Annotated in this window: 17 protein-coding genes; 4 read left to right on the plus strand and 13 right to left on the minus strand. The window is 73.4% G+C overall.

All coding sequences use genetic code 11. From position 1 onward, the window contains the following. Positions 1-108 precede the first annotated feature (108 nt). Genes EDF21_RS13325 through EDF21_RS13335 form a run of 3 tightly spaced genes read right to left on the minus strand, consistent with a single transcriptional unit; the run spans position 109 to position 1,766 of the window. Positions 109-711 carry a GIY-YIG nuclease family protein gene (locus tag EDF21_RS13325; RefSeq protein WP_370274466.1) on the minus strand — a complete coding sequence of 201 codons (603 nt, stop codon included), beginning with the start codon at positions 709-711 and terminating at the stop codon, positions 109-111. A gap of 44 nt (positions 712-755) precedes the next feature. Then, positions 756-989, minus strand: coding sequence for a PLDc N-terminal domain-containing protein (locus EDF21_RS13330; protein ID WP_123571665.1), 234 nt, complete (start codon positions 987-989; stop codon positions 756-758). Positions 990-1,022: 33 nt separating this feature from the next. Further along, positions 1,023-1,766, minus strand: coding sequence for an SDR family oxidoreductase (locus tag EDF21_RS13335; RefSeq protein ID WP_056042980.1), 744 nt, complete (start codon positions 1,764-1,766; stop codon positions 1,023-1,025). A gap of 172 nt (positions 1,767-1,938) precedes the next feature. On the opposite strand from EDF21_RS13335, the gene EDF21_RS13340 reads away from it, so the two are divergent. Together EDF21_RS13340 and EDF21_RS13345 are read left to right on the plus strand one after the other, a co-directional pair. Continuing rightward, complete coding sequence (locus EDF21_RS13340) at positions 1,939-2,784, plus strand: helix-turn-helix transcriptional regulator (RefSeq protein WP_056042983.1); 846 nt, start codon at positions 1,939-1,941, stop codon at positions 2,782-2,784. Between the two features lie 131 nt (positions 2,785-2,915). Further along, positions 2,916-3,962, plus strand: coding sequence for a Gfo/Idh/MocA family protein (locus EDF21_RS13345; RefSeq protein ID WP_123571666.1), 1,047 nt, complete (start codon positions 2,916-2,918; stop codon positions 3,960-3,962). Positions 3,963-4,054: 92 nt separating this feature from the next. Here the strand turns inward: EDF21_RS13345 and EDF21_RS13350 are convergent, their stop codons facing one another. Both EDF21_RS13350 and EDF21_RS13355 read right to left on the minus strand, forming a co-directional pair. Beyond that, complete coding sequence (locus tag EDF21_RS13350) at positions 4,055-4,984, minus strand: hypothetical protein (protein ID WP_148053710.1); 930 nt, start codon at positions 4,982-4,984, stop codon at positions 4,055-4,057. Then, complete coding sequence (locus EDF21_RS13355; protein ID WP_052505210.1) at positions 4,977-5,546, minus strand: RNA polymerase sigma factor; 570 nt, start codon at positions 5,544-5,546, stop codon at positions 4,977-4,979. Before EDF21_RS13355 ends, EDF21_RS13350 begins: the two co-directional genes overlap by 8 nt. Before the next feature lie 188 nt (positions 5,547-5,734). On the opposite strand from EDF21_RS13355, the gene EDF21_RS13360 reads away from it, so the two are divergent. Together EDF21_RS13360 and EDF21_RS13365 are read left to right on the plus strand one after the other, a co-directional pair. Further along, positions 5,735-6,478, plus strand: coding sequence for a CHRD domain-containing protein (locus EDF21_RS13360; RefSeq protein WP_233568501.1), 744 nt, complete (start codon positions 5,735-5,737; stop codon positions 6,476-6,478). Position 6,479: 1 nt separating this feature from the next. Further along, a complete protein-coding gene (locus EDF21_RS13365; protein ID WP_056042989.1) occupies positions 6,480-7,142 on the plus strand; it encodes a class F sortase in 663 nt (220 codons plus the stop codon). Between the two features lie 57 nt (positions 7,143-7,199). On the opposite strand, the gene EDF21_RS13370 is transcribed toward EDF21_RS13365, so the two are convergent. From EDF21_RS13370 to EDF21_RS13405, 8 genes are all read right to left on the minus strand, one after another. Further along, positions 7,200-8,393 (minus strand): M28 family metallopeptidase, encoded by a 1,194-nt coding sequence (locus EDF21_RS13370; RefSeq protein ID WP_123571668.1) that lies wholly within the window; start codon positions 8,391-8,393, stop codon positions 7,200-7,202. Next, entirely contained in the window at positions 8,390-9,667 is a 1,278-nt protein-coding gene (locus EDF21_RS13375; protein WP_123571669.1) for a hypothetical protein, read from the minus strand. Before EDF21_RS13375 ends, EDF21_RS13370 begins: the two co-directional genes overlap by 4 nt. After that, the gene (locus EDF21_RS13380; protein ID WP_123571670.1) at positions 9,664-10,386 is read right to left on the minus strand and encodes a TenA family protein; all 723 of its coding nucleotides are present in this window, start codon (positions 10,384-10,386) and stop codon (positions 9,664-9,666) included. The genes EDF21_RS13375 and EDF21_RS13380 overlap by 4 nt, the downstream gene beginning before the upstream one ends. Continuing rightward, positions 10,368-11,117, minus strand: coding sequence for a glutamine amidotransferase (locus EDF21_RS13385; protein ID WP_043593262.1), 750 nt, complete (start codon positions 11,115-11,117; stop codon positions 10,368-10,370). Before EDF21_RS13385 ends, EDF21_RS13380 begins: the two co-directional genes overlap by 19 nt. Positions 11,118-11,192: 75 nt before the next feature. Further along, on the minus strand, positions 11,193-12,281 hold the full coding sequence (locus EDF21_RS13390) for a phosphotriesterase (RefSeq protein ID WP_123571671.1): 1,089 nt from the start codon (positions 12,279-12,281) through the stop codon (positions 11,193-11,195). Beyond that, positions 12,278-13,333: an ABC transporter permease gene (locus EDF21_RS13395; protein ID WP_052505095.1), complete on the minus strand. Its 1,056-nt coding sequence runs from the start codon at positions 13,331-13,333 to the stop codon at positions 12,278-12,280. Before EDF21_RS13395 ends, EDF21_RS13390 begins: the two co-directional genes overlap by 4 nt. Further along, on the minus strand, positions 13,330-14,085 hold the full coding sequence (locus EDF21_RS13400) for an ATP-binding cassette domain-containing protein (protein ID WP_056043006.1): 756 nt from the start codon (positions 14,083-14,085) through the stop codon (positions 13,330-13,332). The genes EDF21_RS13395 and EDF21_RS13400 overlap by 4 nt, the downstream gene beginning before the upstream one ends. Further along, the gene (locus EDF21_RS13405) at positions 14,085-15,116 is read right to left on the minus strand and encodes a substrate-binding domain-containing protein (RefSeq protein WP_123571672.1); all 1,032 of its coding nucleotides are present in this window, start codon (positions 15,114-15,116) and stop codon (positions 14,085-14,087) included. Before EDF21_RS13405 ends, EDF21_RS13400 begins: the two co-directional genes overlap by 1 nt. Positions 15,117-15,206 lie beyond the last annotated feature (90 nt).

The raw sequence follows: 15,206 nt of genomic DNA on the forward strand, positions 1-15,206 counted from the left end.
GCACGGCACTCGATCTCGTCGCGGTGCGCTGCACGAAACACGGTGCGACGTTCAGAACGTGGTGTCACGCGACCCCCGGGCCAGCCAGGCTAGCCAGGCCAGTCGGGCTCAGCCGCGCAGGGCCAGCGCCTCGCTGCGCCAGCGGGCGTAGCGCTGCCACGGATCGTCGATGCCCTCGGCGAGCGCCGCCACGTGGGCGTCGAGCTCGGCACTCCGGGCGAACCATTCGGTGCGACCGAACCGGGACGCCGCGAACTGGCCGTGCCGTCGCCGTTCGACCAGGCGGTCGCCGCGCTCGAAGGCCAGGAGTTCGTCGTGCCAGAGCGTCCTCAGCCGCTGTCGGGGATTCGACGAGGTGCCGATCTTGATGCGGTCCTCGAAGCGGATGTAGTAGACGACGTCGACCCGCACGACCCCGAGCTCGCCGTCGGACACGTCGCCCTGACGCCACTCGCAGACGGCGCAGAGCCACCCCGACGGCCAGTGCACGCCGAGCCGCGACCCGCACGCGAGGCACGGCGACGGCAGCAGGTCGGTGACTCCCTCGCCCGACCCCTCGAGCGAGGCGGCCCAGTCGGCGGCGAGCGCGAGGTGCCGATCGCAGAGCGGCACGGGGGACGACGGATCGACCGGACGACCGCAGGAGTCGTCGCCGAGCCGCCCCGTGCCTCCTCGGCAGGTGTCGTCGGGTCGGGGCGTCGGGTTGGTCACCCCCGCAGGCTAGGTGCGGCCACCGACACCCGGCCGGGTCCGGCTCAGTCGTGCTCGTGGTCGATGCGCAGCCCGAGCGGGTGCGGCCCGAGCAGCAGCCAGACCGCACCGGCACCGAGCGGGAAGAGGACGGCGGCGACCGTCCAGACCGTGCGCTCGAGCTGCGTCGTGTCGGCACGCCGTCGGACGGCACGCACGATGCTGACGACGATCACGAGGTACACGACCGCCACGACGATCGCCACCACCGCCGGACCCCAGTCATCCCATGTGCTCATCCACCCAGCCTAGGGTGCGGCCCCCAGCCCGCCTCAGTGACCGCTGAGCCGCGCCAGCACCTCGTCGTAGCGCCCCTCGGCCTCGGCGTTGCGCAGGAACTTGACCCGCTCGACCAGGATCTCGTGGGCGTCGGGCTGGGCCTCGAGCAGCGCCATGGTCTCGTCGAGGTACTCGTCGAGCGGCATGGCCGACGGGTCGTCCTGCTGGCCGAGCAGGGTGGTCTGCACGGCCGGCGGCACGAGTTCGACGACCTGGACGCTCGTGCCGGCGAGCTGCACGCGGATGCCCTCGCTGAACGAGTGGATCGCCGCCTTGGTCGCGTTGTAGGTCGGCGTGATCGGCAGCGGCACGCTCGCGAGCCCGGACGACACGGTCACGATCGATGCCGCCGGCCGTGACTGCAGGAACGACGTCCACGCGGCGATCAGGCGGATCGGCCCGAGCAGGTTCGTCGTGACGATCGCCTCGGCGGTCGGGAGGAACTCACCTGTCGTGACGTCCTCGGTCTGCATGATGCCGGCCATCGCGACCACGACGTTGGTCTCGGGCCAGCGGCGTTGCACCTCGGCCGAGACGTCGACGACGGCCTGCGGGTCGGTGGTGTCGAGCTCGACGGCCTCGAGGCCCGGGTGGTCGCGGACGATCTGGTCGAGCAGGGCCCGGCGTCGGCCCGCCACGACGACGGTGTTGCCGGCGGCCTGCAGGCGCAGGGCGAGGCCCAGGCCGATGCCGGACGTGGCTCCGGGGATGAACACGGTGTTGCCGCTGATCTTCACGGTTGCTCCTTCGGGTGTGCCGCGCTCGGCGCGGCCGGTGGTCGTCGCCGCGCCGAGGGTGGTCGGGGCGACGACCCCACTCTGACCCGGGGAGGCGCGCGGCGGCAGAGAGCGCTCGTCCAGGGATCGCCACTCCCTGGTCGGCGAGCCACGGGGCTGACAGCATGGGGCGATGGACCGCGCCGAACTCGCCGACTTCCTCCGCCACCGCCGCGAGGCGCTGCGGCCGTCCGACGTCGGGCTGCCCGAGGGCGTGCGTCGGCGAACCGCGGGACTGCGTCGTGAAGAGGTGGCGGGGCTCGTCGGCATGTCGACCGACTACTACGCGCGGCTCGAGCAGCAGCGCGGCCCCCAACCGTCCGAGCAGATGCTGGTCGCGCTCACCCGGGCGCTGCGGCTGAGCCTCGACGAGCGCGATCATCTCTACCGCCTGACCGGTCACCACCCGCCGCGCCGCACACGCGGCGGCGACCACGTCAGTCCCGCCCTGCTGCGGGTGCTCGACCGTCTGGACGACACCCCCGCGCTCGTCCTCAGCGACCTGGCCGAGACGCTCGCGCAGAACCGGCTCGCGGTCGCCCTGCTCGGCGACCAGATGAGGCACGAGGGTCTCGACCGCAGCGCGTTCCACCGGTGGTTCACCGACCCGGCGGAGCGCGCCTCCTACCCGGTCGAGGACCACGCGCACCAGCTCGAGCTGCAGGCGTCCGGGCTGCGGGCGGCGCTCAGCCTGGCGGGCGGCCGCGGGCGACCGCGCGAACTGGTGGAGGCGCTGCTCGCCTCGAGCGACGAGTTCGCGACGATCTGGAGCCGTCACGCGGTCCACCAACGTTTCGACGACCGCAAGACGCTGTTGCATCCCGAGCTCGGCCGCATCGAGGTGGACTGCCAGGCCCTCTTCACCGAGGACCAGTCGCAGACGCTCCTCGTGCTGACGGCGACGCCCGGGTCCGACGACGACGCCAAGCTGCGCTTGCTCGACGTGATCGGCATCGGGCGGTTCGCCGAACACGAGTGAGGGCGAGGGGCGACCGTCGGACACGCGCAGCCGCACACGCACACGCACACTGGCAGCCGCCCGCACCCACACCCGCACCCGCACCCGCGAAGATGGATGCACCCACGACGACGTGACCCCGAGGAGAACGCATGTCCCCGCAGACCCCGAGCACCCCGAGCACCCCGAGCTTCCCCGCTTCGACGGCCGTCCCGTTGCGGGGCGGGCCGGTCCTCCGCTGGGGCGTGATCGGCCCGGGCGAGATCGCCGGCGACTTTACCGACGCCCTGCACGCGCACACCGACCAGCGCGTGGTCGCCGTGGCCTCGCGCAGCCTCGACCGGGCCGAGGCGTTCGCCCGCGCCCACGGCGTCGACACCGCCTACGGGGACGCGGAGGCGCTGGTCGCCTCCCCCGACGTCGACGTCGTCTACGTGGCCACGCCCCACACCCGGCACCTGCCCGACGCCCTGACCGCGATCCGTGGCGGGAAGCACGTCCTGATCGAGAAGCCGATGGCGACCAGCACCGCCGAAGCCGACGAGATCGTGGCTGCGGCGAGCGCCGTGGGGGTCCTCGCGATGGAGGCGCTCTGGACGCGCTACCTGCCGCACACCACCGTCATCGCCGAACTGCTCGCCGAGGGGGCGATCGGAGACGTGCGACTCGCGACCGCCGACGTCGCCTGGGCGAACGACCTCTCAGCCGGCGGACGCATGACCGACCCGGCCCTCGGCGGCGGCGCCCTGCTCGACATCGGCGTCTACGCCTTCTGGTTCACCCAGTTCGCCACCGGTCACCCCGTCGAGTGGCACGCCACCGGCTCGACCCGGGCCGACGGCGTCGACCTCGACGCGGCCGTCGTCACCCGCACGGCCGACGGGGTGCTGGCCACCGCGGCGACCAGCCTGCTCACGACCTCGCCCGGGCTCGGCACGATCTCGGGCACGACCGGCTCGATCCGCACCCTGCAGAACCTGGTCTTCCCGGCGACGTTCGAGCTGACCACGGGCCGTGGTTCGGCCGTCTGGAGCGACCCGACCGTCCCGACCGGCCGCCAGGGCCTGGCCTACCAGGCGACGGCCCTGGCGTCCTACGTCGATGCCGGGCTGCGCGACTCGCCTCTGCACTCGCTGGCCGACTCGAGGTCGTTGCTCGCGACGATCGAGGCGACCCGCGCCTCCTTGACCGTCGTCTGACCCTGCCGAGACGTCACGACGTGTGGCTCAGGTCCAGGGTGGAGCGGCACGTCGGACCTCTCGGCCACCCGTGCCCGAGCCCAGGACTCGGCTCAACTCGCGACCGGGGGCACCGACGCGACGGCGATGTCGTGGCCGTCCGCGGCACGGATCTCGACGGACGCGACGTCGGGCCGCAGCACGGCGGCGTTCAACCGACAGTCGACGCGCACGTCCGACCCGAGGAACGCACCGGACTCGTACTCACGCCCGTCGCCCCCGACCACCACGACCGTGAACGCCGAGCCCGTCGGCAGGCCGTCGATGCTGAGGACGGTCTCGGTGCCCCAGGTGTGGGCGACGAGGTCCCCGTCGAGGTCGACCCCGGCGGGCTGACCGACGAAGTCCACGTGCTCGACGGCGCCGAGGGTCCCGGCCGGGCCGGCCACCACCGTGTCGCGAGGCATCGCGAGCAGGACTCCGCCCCCGGCCCCGATCGCCAGGCATGCGGCGGCGGCGACGGCGATCAGCAGCGGGCGACGGCCCCGGCCCGAGCGGGCGGTGGCGACGTGCGGACCGATTCGCGGGAGCGTCGGGTCGTCCCCCGTCGTGCCGGCGCCTGACAGGGCGCCGGCATCGGAGGCGGTGCCGACGTCGGAAGCGGTACCGACGCCCGAGGCGGTGCCGACGTCCGAGGCGATGCCGTCATCGGTCGCCCGCCCGGCGGCCGGGTCGTCTCCGGCCCGGGCGACGGCGTGGACGCGCTCGCGGAGTCCGTCGCTCGGGGCGACCTCGTCCCAGCGACCCAAGTCCGAGAGCCCTCCGACGACGACGCCCAGCGACGCCAACTCGGCGTCGATCGACGGGTCGGCGGCCCGCAACGCGTCGAACTCGACGCGTTCGCTCGGCGAGAGGTCGTCCGCGAGCGCCGCGGCCGTCAACTCGTCGCGGCGGGCGTCGGAGCCCCCGACACCGTCGGCGCCCCCGCCGTCCCCGGCACCGGTACCGTCATCGGCCCCCACCCCTGGCGTGCGGTCAGTCATCGGTCGTCTCCTGGTCGTCGAGGTGGGTGCGGAGGGCACGCAGCGCGTGGAACACGCGGGTGCGGAGGGTCGCGACGGGCACGCCCGTGCGCTCGGAGACCTCGCGGTAGCTCAGGCCCTCGAGGTGGACGGCCACCACGGCCGCCCGGTGGTCGTCGCTCAGGCGGGCGAGCCCCTCGGCCATGCCCAGGCGCTCGAGCGGGTCGGCGACGGTCGCCACGGGGTCGGGGGCGTGCTCGAGCGGCACGACCGACGGCGTGCGCGTGCGTGCCCGGTACACGTCGAGCACGACGCGGCGTTCGATCGCGAACAGCCAGGTGCGGACGCTGCCGCGGTCGGCGTCGAACGAGTCGCGGGCGCGCCAGGCACGCACGAAGGTCTCTTGCACGCAGTCCTCGGCGAGCGCCCGGTCGCGGAGGGCGTTGACGGCGAAACCGAGCAGCGACGAGCCGTGTTCGACGAACGCGGCCCGGACGTCGAGACCGGACGACCCCTCGCTCATCGGGCTCCGATCTGCGACGCGGCCCGGGACGGGCCCCGCGCGACCCATGACGGCGATCATCCGTCTGCCCTCCAGCCTATCCACGCCGTTCGCGGATGCCGACGGGGTCTACGTCCGCTGCGCCTCCGGCGTTCACCGCACCGTCGAGAAAACTTTCTCGGCACCTGGTGAACGCATCGAGGCCCGACGACGTAGGCCCTGTCGAGCGGCACCCGCCCGGGCGCCGCCCCGTCGAGAGGACCCGGAGCATGCCGAAGATGACGCGCACGACCAAGAAGACCGCCATCCGCACCCTGACGATCGGTGGCGCCGCCGCCACCGCCGTCACCCTGTTCGGCGTGACGCCCGCGTTCGCCGAGACCGAGGTGCCCGAGCCCGCGACCTTCACCAGCGCCTACACGGTCATGGCGACGCCCGACCAGGTGATCAACAACGACGGGGTCGCCACACCGGGCGAGGCCGGTGCCACGGGCACGTTCGACTTCCGCGTCAACAGCGACACCGAGGTGATCTGCTACGACATCACCCTGCGCGGCGTCACGGGCGAGTACCAGAGCCCGGCGAAGACCGCGACGCACATCCACGAGGCCGCGAAGGGCCAGGCCGGCCCGCCGCGCATCTCGTTCCCGAACCCGGTCGACCGCGGTGACGGCACGCGCACGAGCAGCGGCTGCCTGCAGGGGCCCTTCACGACCGGCGTCATGAGCGCCGCCGGGGCCGACACGGGCACCGGCTTCAGCCTGAAGCAGCTCGAGGCGAACCCGGCCGGCTTCACGGGCGACTCGCACACGGCCACGTTCGCGGCCGGCGTCGTCCGCGGCCAGCTGACGCAGGTGCCCGTCGGTGGCGTCGACACGGGACTCGGAGGCGCGGCCGCCGAGAGCGCGTCGGCCGGCGGTCTCGGCCTCGCGGCCGGTGGCGCCGGGGCCCTCGCCCTGCTCGGTGCGGGTGCGTACGTCCTGACCCGTCGTCAGCGCGCGGCCCGGGCCTGACGTGCTCCGCTCCCTCCGCCCGGTGGTCGCCGTCGGCGTCGTGCTGGCCCTCGCCGGGTGCGCGTCACCCGGGGTGGTCGCACCGACGGTGACGCCGGCCCCGGGGGCGGGGGCGAGCCCCTCGACGACCGCGGCTCCGTCGGCGACGGGCACCGCACCTCCTGCGGTGGGCGGGGTCGACGGCGGCGGGGTCGACGGCAGCGGCGAGGTGGTCGGCGAGGGCGTCGCTCCGGCGGCCGTCTCGGTGCCGGCCATCGGGCTGGACGCCCCGCTGATCGATCTCGGCATCGCCGACGACGGCGCCATGGAGGTACCCGTGGACGCGGACGACGTCGGGTGGTTCACCGGCGGGGGCCGACCCGGCGGGCGCGGGCCGACCGTGATCGCCGCCCACGTCGACTCGGCGTCGGGCCCCGCGGTCTTCGCCCGCCTCGACGAACTCGTCGTCGGCGACCGGGTCGACGTGACCACGGTCGACGGGGACGTCGTCGGCTACGCCGTCACCGAGGTCGTCGACGCGCCGAAGGCGGAGTTCCCGACCGCCCGGGTCTTCGGGGCGCAGCCGACCGACCAGCTGCGGCTGATCACCTGCGGCGGCGTCTTCGACCGCGGCTCGGGCCACTACGACCAGAACCGGATCGTCTTCGCCGAGCCGGTGGCCTGAGCCCGGCGCCCGGCACCCGGGCACGCCGCGACGCCACGACGTGCCGTGCCGCCTGGTCTACAACACCCCGGGAGGCGCGGCCCGCGTCGGTCGCGCCAGGGTCGCCACGAGGTGCTCGACGAGCGGCACGGTCCACGCGACGTTCGCCGCGATGCCGCGGTTCGGTTCGTCGTCGGGCTGGTGCAGGCGGTGCAGGTCGTTGAAGGTCAGGAACGCGCTGGGCACGCCCGCCCGGTAGAACGACGCGTCGTCGGTGCCGGTCGTCGGCGGGAACCGGGTGACCAGCTCGAGGTCGGGCCGGGTGGCCGCGGCGTGCTCCAGCAGCGCCCCGCGGAACGCCGTCGAGAACGCCTCGGGGGCGCCGAACGCCTCCACGAAAGATCCGCGCCCGAGCCCATCGACGTTGAGCACGTAGTCGATGGCGTCGAGTTCGTCGGACGAGGCGCTGTCGACGAAGTGCCGGGACCCGCCCAGGTGCCATTCCTCGGCGGTGAAGAAGACGAGGCGGACCGACGCGACCGGCGGGGCCGCCGCCCACCGCTCGGCCAGCTGCAGCAGGGCGATCGTGCCACTGCCGTTGTCGTAGGCGCCGACCGTGTTGAAGAACGTGTCGTAGTGCGCGCAGAGCAGCACCGACCCGTCGCCCGTGCCGGGCACGTCGACGACCAGGTTGTCGCTGGTCGCGGCGTCGACCGGGCCGCCGTCGGCCTCGATCTCGACCTCGACGGGCTTGCCGTCGGCGATCCACTCGGTCAGCTGCAGACCGTCGACGCGGCCGATCGCGAGGTGGGCCACGTCGTGGTCCGACCCGGAGGGCAGCGGCTGCGGTGCGGCGGGTCCGTCGTCCCGCGCGTGCAGGTAGGCCACGACGTCGCCGCCGTCCGCCCGCACGACGAACTTCTGCCAGACCATCGAGTCGCCCCAGAGCCCCTGCGGGCCGACGGCCTCGACCGTGCCCCGGCGCGCACCGCCGGTCGATCCGCTCCAGAGCATCGGCCAGGCGGGCAGCTCACGGGCGATCGGCTGCTGCACCGCGACCCGGTGCACGCTGCCCGGCTGCCAGCCGGGCAGCGTCACGGGCTGCCGGGCGACCGGCCACCCGACCGCGGTCAATCGCTGCTCGAGCCAGTCGGCCGCGGCCGCGATCCCGGCGGTGCCGTGGAACCGGGGGCCGTGCTGGACCAGGGCGACGAGGTCGTCGTAGGCGCGTTCCGCGCGCTGCGCCGCGGCCGGGTCGGTGTCGTGGGTCATGTCGTGCCTCTCGGTAACGGCTCTGGGGTCGGGGTCGGTGACGGTGTCGTGGTGGCGGTCGACGACGCGGCCGACGGACCGAGGAGGCGCGGCGCGGCCCCCCGGGCGGCCTGCGCCACCGTCGTGGCGGGCACCCCGAGCAGGTGCTGGGCCACGCGGGCGACGTCGTCCGTCCTCCCCCGGAACCACCAGCTGGCGAACCGGTCGGTGACCGCCTCGGGTCGCGGCCCGAGGACGGGCGTGCCCCGGGCCTCGATCTCGGCGAACCCGCCGAGCCCGCCGTCGTCGTCGTACAGGTGCAGCGAGTCGCCCCGGACCCCCGGGGACGGGTCGGGCTCCTCCGAGTACTCGGCCGACGGGTCGCTGTGGCTGCCACGCACGAAGAGCACGGCACGGTCGTCGGCCGGGTCGCCGACCGCGCGCACGTACCCGACGCGTCCGGTGACGTGCGGTGCCGCGAAGCCGATCTTGAAGCGGTCGGCACCGGTCAGTGACACGGCGACGCCGCCGGGCACCTCGGCGAGCAGCTCGCCGACCGGCTCGTAGTAGTCGGTCACCTGGGTGTCGGGCACGGCCGCGACGAACGCCGTGCCGCCCGCCCGCACCTGGTCGAGCATCCACGACTCGGCCTCGTGCGCGCCGTCCGAGGTGATGCCGAGCCGCACCTCCGTCACGTAGCCGCCGTACTCGACGGCGTCGACGAGCGGTGCGCCGCCGGGGCCCCCGGCCGACGCCCCGCGCAGGTGTCGCAGCGGGTGGGCCGCCGGCCGCACGACGAGCGTGAGGTCGGCCCGCACGAGCCCGGTCGGCTCCGTGAACGCCTCGAGCTCGGCGACCCGCGACAGCGTCACGCGGTCGCCCGTGCGGCCGAGGTCGTGGCGGCCGGGGTCGAGCGACGGCGGCATCTCGTAGCTGCCCCAGTAGTCGCTGCGGTCGCGGATCATGTAGGCGATCTCGGGCCCGATCCAGACCCGGTCGCCGCCGACGTTCCAGTCGCCCGAGTCGACCAACGCGCCGAACGCGTCGTCGTCGGCGAACGCATCGGGCAGCCAGTTCTCGGCCTCGCCCTCGGCGAAGAAGGGGCCGTAGACGCGGCCTCCGTAGGACGAGACGACCACGACGGCGTCGGGTCCGACGGCCACCCGTTCGGAGGCGATGCCGGCCGCGGCGAGGCGGGCCTCGACGGCGCGCAGGTCGATCGCGACCGGGCCGACCGGGCCGACCGGGTCGACCGGGCCGACCGGGCCGACCGGGTCGACGGCCGGGCCGGTCACGCGGCCACCTCGACGAGGGCGCTCGCGTGGAACGCGTCCTCGGCGCGCAGCATGCCGACGAACCAGGCGTCCAGCCGGGCGTCGGTCACGTCGGCGGGCAGCTCGTCGACCAGCTGGTGCAAGAAGGCCACCTGGGCGCGGAAGCCGTCGGTGACGTGCAGCTCGATCCACCGTTGCACGTCGTCCGGTCGGGGCACGGCACGCTCGGCCGCCCGCGTGCACCACCGCAGGTAGAGCGTCTCGGCCGCGGCGAGGCTGGTGACGACTCCGGCGTAGCCGCCCTCGGCGAGTGCCGCCGTCACCGCCCCCTCGAGGACGGAGGCGCGGCGCAGCAGGTCGGTCGAGGTCGCGTCGTCGACCGGTCGCGTCGAGAGCAACCGCTCGAAGTACCGGCTCTGCGGACCGACGAGGTCGGCGACGGCCTCGGCGTGGCGCTCGGCGCGGGACCACTCGGGCTGCTGCCAGAGGCAGTAGCCCGCGAGTCGGGCCGCCGTCCGGACGAACGCCTGCTCGATCGCGAGGTAGCGACCGAAGGCGGGGTCGTCGAGCGTGCCGTCGGCCATCCGGGCCAGCAGCGGGACCGACGCCGAGGCGTCGAGCTCGGCCGAGCAGCGGGCGACCATCGCCGCCGCCCGGCCCGTGCCGACGCCCTCGGGCCGGCCCGTGCCGACGCCCTCGGGCCGGGTCGTGCCCGCCATCGTCAGCGGCCGGTCAGCCACGACACGATGCCGTTGAACACCCGGGCGTAGCCGTCCCACTCCTCGCAGAACGCCGGCGGCGCCCAGTGCGGCGAGCAGTCGCTCGTGAAGACCGCCGTGCGCCCCGCGCCGGCCTCGCCGACGACGACGAGCGGGTCGCCGTCGAGGCGGGCGAGCTCGACCGCGCCCGGCTTCACGACGGTGCGGTTGTAGCCGAGCAGCAGCGGCCACTCCGTGCCCGCGCCGCCGAGGGCGGGGTGCTCGGCGTCGAGCACGGTGGCGACGACGCCGGCCGGGCGCTCGACGCGGTCGTCCCCGATCAGCATCTCGACCGGCAGCACGTCGGCGATCTCGGTGCGGGCGTAGCCCGCACGACCCTGCCAGCCCGAGAACGACAGGTAGCCGCCGATCATCAGCAGCGCGCCTCCGGCCTCGACCCAGCGGGCGAGCTCGCGGACGCGGTCCCGACCCGGGATGCTCTTCTCGAAGACGGCGGGCGCGAGCTGCAGCGAGTTGACGCCGATGTCGGACAGCACCACGACGTCGTAGGCGTCCAGCGCCTCCTGCGTCTCGGGGAAGTCGGTGGCGACGAGGTGGGCGGGCAGGTGGACGACCTCGTGGCCGCCGGCCTGCAGGGCCGTGCGCAGCTGCGCGACGCCCTCGGTGTACGAGTGGGCGGTGAACTCGTCGACGCCCTTGGTGTGGGTCGTCGCGGTGATCCAGCTCTCGCCGGCGATGAGGATGCGGGACATGGTGGGGCCTTCCGGTGGTGACGGGACGGTTCGGGACGAGGAGGCGCGAGCGGCTCGGTGCCGCGTCGTCGCCCCTCAGCGGGTCAGGGCGGCGCCCTCGAAGAGGTCGCGGACGTTGCGGGTGCCGACGCCGTGCACGATCTCGGCGTCGACGCCGAGGTCGGTCAGCCGGTCGAGGAACACGGCGGGGACGTACGAGAGGCCGTTGCCGCCGTGCTTGCGCAACATGCTCTTGAGGAAGAGGTCGTGGCTGAAGAGCAGACGGCGGCCGAACCCGGCCGAGGCCAGACGGGCGATGGCCGTGGCCGTCTCGACCGGCGACGGCGACTGCCCTTCGCCGGGCAGGGAGAAGCGGTACGGCATGCCGATCATGTCGAACTCGAGCCAGACCCCGCGCTCGGCGAGGCTGCGCTGGTAGTCGGGGTCGCTGCCGGACGGGTCCATGTGGCAGAGGACGACCGCCGTGGGGTCGACGCCCTCGTCGCGCAGCACGACGTCGAGCACGCGGCCGCCGTGCCGGACGAAGCCGGGCAGGTGCACGAACATCGGCAGGCCGGTCTCGCGTTGCAGGCGGCAGGCCGCGCGCAGCGAACGCTCCTCCCGCTCGGTGAAGCCGGGCGAGACGCCGATCTCGCCGATCACGCCCGACCGGGGCACCCCGGTCTCGGCCGGGTCGGCCCGGTACTGCGCGACCAGGCGCGAGGCCAGGTCGTCGACGGTGTCGCGGCCCGTGGCCTCGGGGTGGAACCGCTCGAGGTACCAGCCGCCGCCGGTGACGACGGCGACCCTGCTGCGGCGCGAGATCTCGGCGAGACGGCGGGGGTCGCGCCCCTGTCCGTCCGAGGTCAGCTCGACGACCGTGCTGCCGCCGAGCTCGCGGAACGCGACGAGCTCGTCGACCGCGTCGTCGTCGCCGTCGAGCACGCAGTTGTCGCGGCAGGCGAGCGGACGGTCGCGCAGCAACCAGGCGATCTCGGGAGTGACCGGGGCGTCGAACAGCTCGGGGAAGTCGGGGTCGGGTTCGAGCCCGCCCTCTTCGATGCTGTTGATCAGGTGCTCGTGCGGCAGCGTGTAGCCGAGCCGGTCGCTCGGCACGGGACCGGTGACGGTCTGCACCTCGACGACGGTGGTCGTCTCGACCCCGAACCCTCCGACGCGGCTCATCGGGTCACCCGCTTGCGCACCAGGTCGGTGAACGAGCCGCCCCGCAGGTTGATCCAGATGACGATGATCAGGAGGCTGCCGGTCACGATGGGCACGATGTAGGGGCTCAGGCCGAGCAGCGTGAGGCCGTTGGTGATGACGCCGGTCAGGATCGCCCCGATCGCCGTGCCGATCACGCTGCCCTTGCCGCCCAGCAGGTTCGTGCCGCCGATCACGACGGCGGTGATGACCGTCATGGCGAAGTCGACGCCCGAGTTGGCGTCGCCCGACCCCAGTCGGGCCGCGGTGATGATGCCGGCCGCGCCGGCCGCCGTGCCGCTGAGCACCAGGGCCATCATCTTGACGAAGCGGGTGTCGACGCCCGCCCGGCGGACCGACTCCTCGTTCGAGCCGATGCCGGTGATGTACTGGCCGAACCGCATGCGCTGCAGCCCCACGATGCCGACGCCGACGATGATCAGCGCGAGCCAGGCCGGGTACCCGAGCCCGAACAGCCGGCCCTGCCCGACCTGGGCGAAGATCAGCCCCGAGCCGATGGCGATCGAGTAGCCCTTCGTGATCAGCAGGGCGACGCCCCGCACGATCGACATGGTGGCCAACGTGACGATGAACGACGGGATGCCCTGGTAACTCGAGAACCAGCCGTTGACCAACCCGCAGAAGGCTCCGACGGCCAGGCAGATGACGATCACCAGCACCGACTCGAGACCGGCCCGCAGCAGGACCGCCCCGATCACCGAGACGAGGGCGAGCGTCGACCCGACCGAGAGGTCGATCATGCCCGCCGTGATGACGAAGGTCATCGCGACGGCGACGATCGCCGCGGGGGCGACCTGCACGGCGACGTTCCGCAGGTTCGTGCCGGTGAGGAAGGTCGGGGTCGCCACCGAGAAGACGACGATGACGACCAGCGTCACGACGAGCATCAGCAGGGTGGACTTGTTGACGCGTTGCAGGGCTTCCCAGCGGCGCTCGCGCACGTCGGTGGAGCCGTGCCCGCGACCCGGCTCGGGGCCGTCGGTGCGGGTGGGGTCAGAGGTCGTCGCGGTCATGCGGCAGCGCTCCCTTCACGGGTGATCATGTCGACGAGCGACTCGATGGTGAGGTCGTCGATGCGGGCGTCGTCGACGCTGCGCCCCTCGTACATGACGGTGATGCGGTCGCAGACCCGGAAGAGGTCCTGCAGCCGGTGGGTGATCAGGATGACGCCGACCCCTCGGGCCGCGACCTCCTTGATGAGGCGCAGCACCGACTCGACCTCGGTGACGGCGAGGGCGGCGGTCGGCTCGTCGAGGATCAGCACGTCGGGGTCGACCGACGCGGCGCGCGCGATGGCGACCGACTGGCGCTGACCACCCGACAGCTGCGAGATCAGCTGGTGCGTGGACGTGACGCGGACGCCGAACTCCTTGAGCACGGCCGTGGCCTCGGCGTGCATGGCCCCGACCTTGAGGAAGGGCCCGACCCGCGGCTCGCGGCCGAGGAACAGGTTGGCGGCGACGTTGAGGCTGTCGCAGAGGGCGAGGTCCTGGTAGACGATGCCGATGTCCTCGGCCTGGGCGTCGCTCGGGGACTGGAACCGCACCTCCTTGCCCTTGATGCTGATGCGGCCGCCGTCGTGCTGGACCGAACCGGCGAGCACCTTCATGAGGGTGGACTTGCCGGCGCCGTTGTCGCCGACCAGGCCGAGCACCTCGCCGCGCGCGAGGCGCAGGTCGACGCCGCGCAGGACGTCGACGGCGCCGTACGACTTGCGGATGCCCTCGAGTTCGACGAGCAGGTCGCCGGTGGTGACGTCGGTCATCAGCCCTCCAGGTAGTACGAGAAGTCGGCCAGGTTGTCGGGCGTGACGATCGTGATCGGCACGTCGACGGTCGTCGGCACGTCGGCGGTGCCGCAGGCCAGGTTGATCGCGGCCTTCGCGGCCTCGTAGCCGAAGCCGAAGGTGTCCTGCTGGATGACGGCCTTCACGTAGCCGTCCTGCAGACCCTCGACGGCCGAGGGCGAGAGGTCCCAGCCGACGATCGTGACGCGGTCCTGGGCGCCCTGGCTCTTCACCGCGGCGATGGCGCCGTTCAGCGCGGGCTCGCCCGTGGCGTAGATGTACTCGAGGTCGGGGTTGCCGGTGAGCAGGTTCTCGGCCGCCGCCTGGGCGTCCTCGTTGACGTTCTGGCCGTCGACGATCGTGCCGATGGTCATGCCGCCGGCCTCGACCGCGTCGGTGAAGCCGTTCTGGCGCTGGATCTGGATCGCGCTGTTGAGCGCTCCGACGACGCCGACCTCGCCCTCGCCACCCGTGATGTCGAGGAAGGCCTTCCCGAGCTGGGCGCCGCCGTCCTCGTTCGCCGTGCCCACGTACGAGTCGATCGCCGAGGCGTCCTCGACCGAACCGTCGGCCGCGACGACCGGGATGCCGGCCGCCTTCGCCGCGGTGAGCGCCGGGATCAACGCGGTCGCGTCGACCGGGTCGACGATGAGCGCGTCGACCCCCGAGGCGACGAGGTTCTCGACGCCCGAGACCTGCGTGGCGCTGTCGTTGTCGCCGCTGACGATCTGCAGGTCGGCACCGGCCTCGTCGGCGACGTCCTGGACGCCCTCGTTCATCTGGGTGAAGAAGGCGGTCTGCTCGTTGATGTCGACCATGCCGAGCTGCAGGGTGCCGCCGCCCTCGGGGGCACAGGCCTGGGGGACGTCGGTGGGGGCCGGGCGGGTCGAGGTCGAGCCGCCGGACGCGGAGCCGGAGGCGGTGGTCGAGGACGAGTCGCAGCCGGCGAGGGTGCCGATGGCGATGGCGCCCACGGCGAATGCGGCGAGGACGGTACGGGTCGTGGGCATGAGGAGCCTTCCTGGGGAGGACGAGGTGGAGCATGCGGGACTGGCGAGGGGGCGATCTCGGTAGGGTCGAGATCGACGGGCAATCGATTT

Source organism: Frigoribacterium sp. PhB118 (assembly GCF_003751725.1).
In the GTDB taxonomy this organism is placed as follows: domain Bacteria; phylum Actinomycetota; class Actinomycetes; order Actinomycetales; family Microbacteriaceae; genus Frigoribacterium.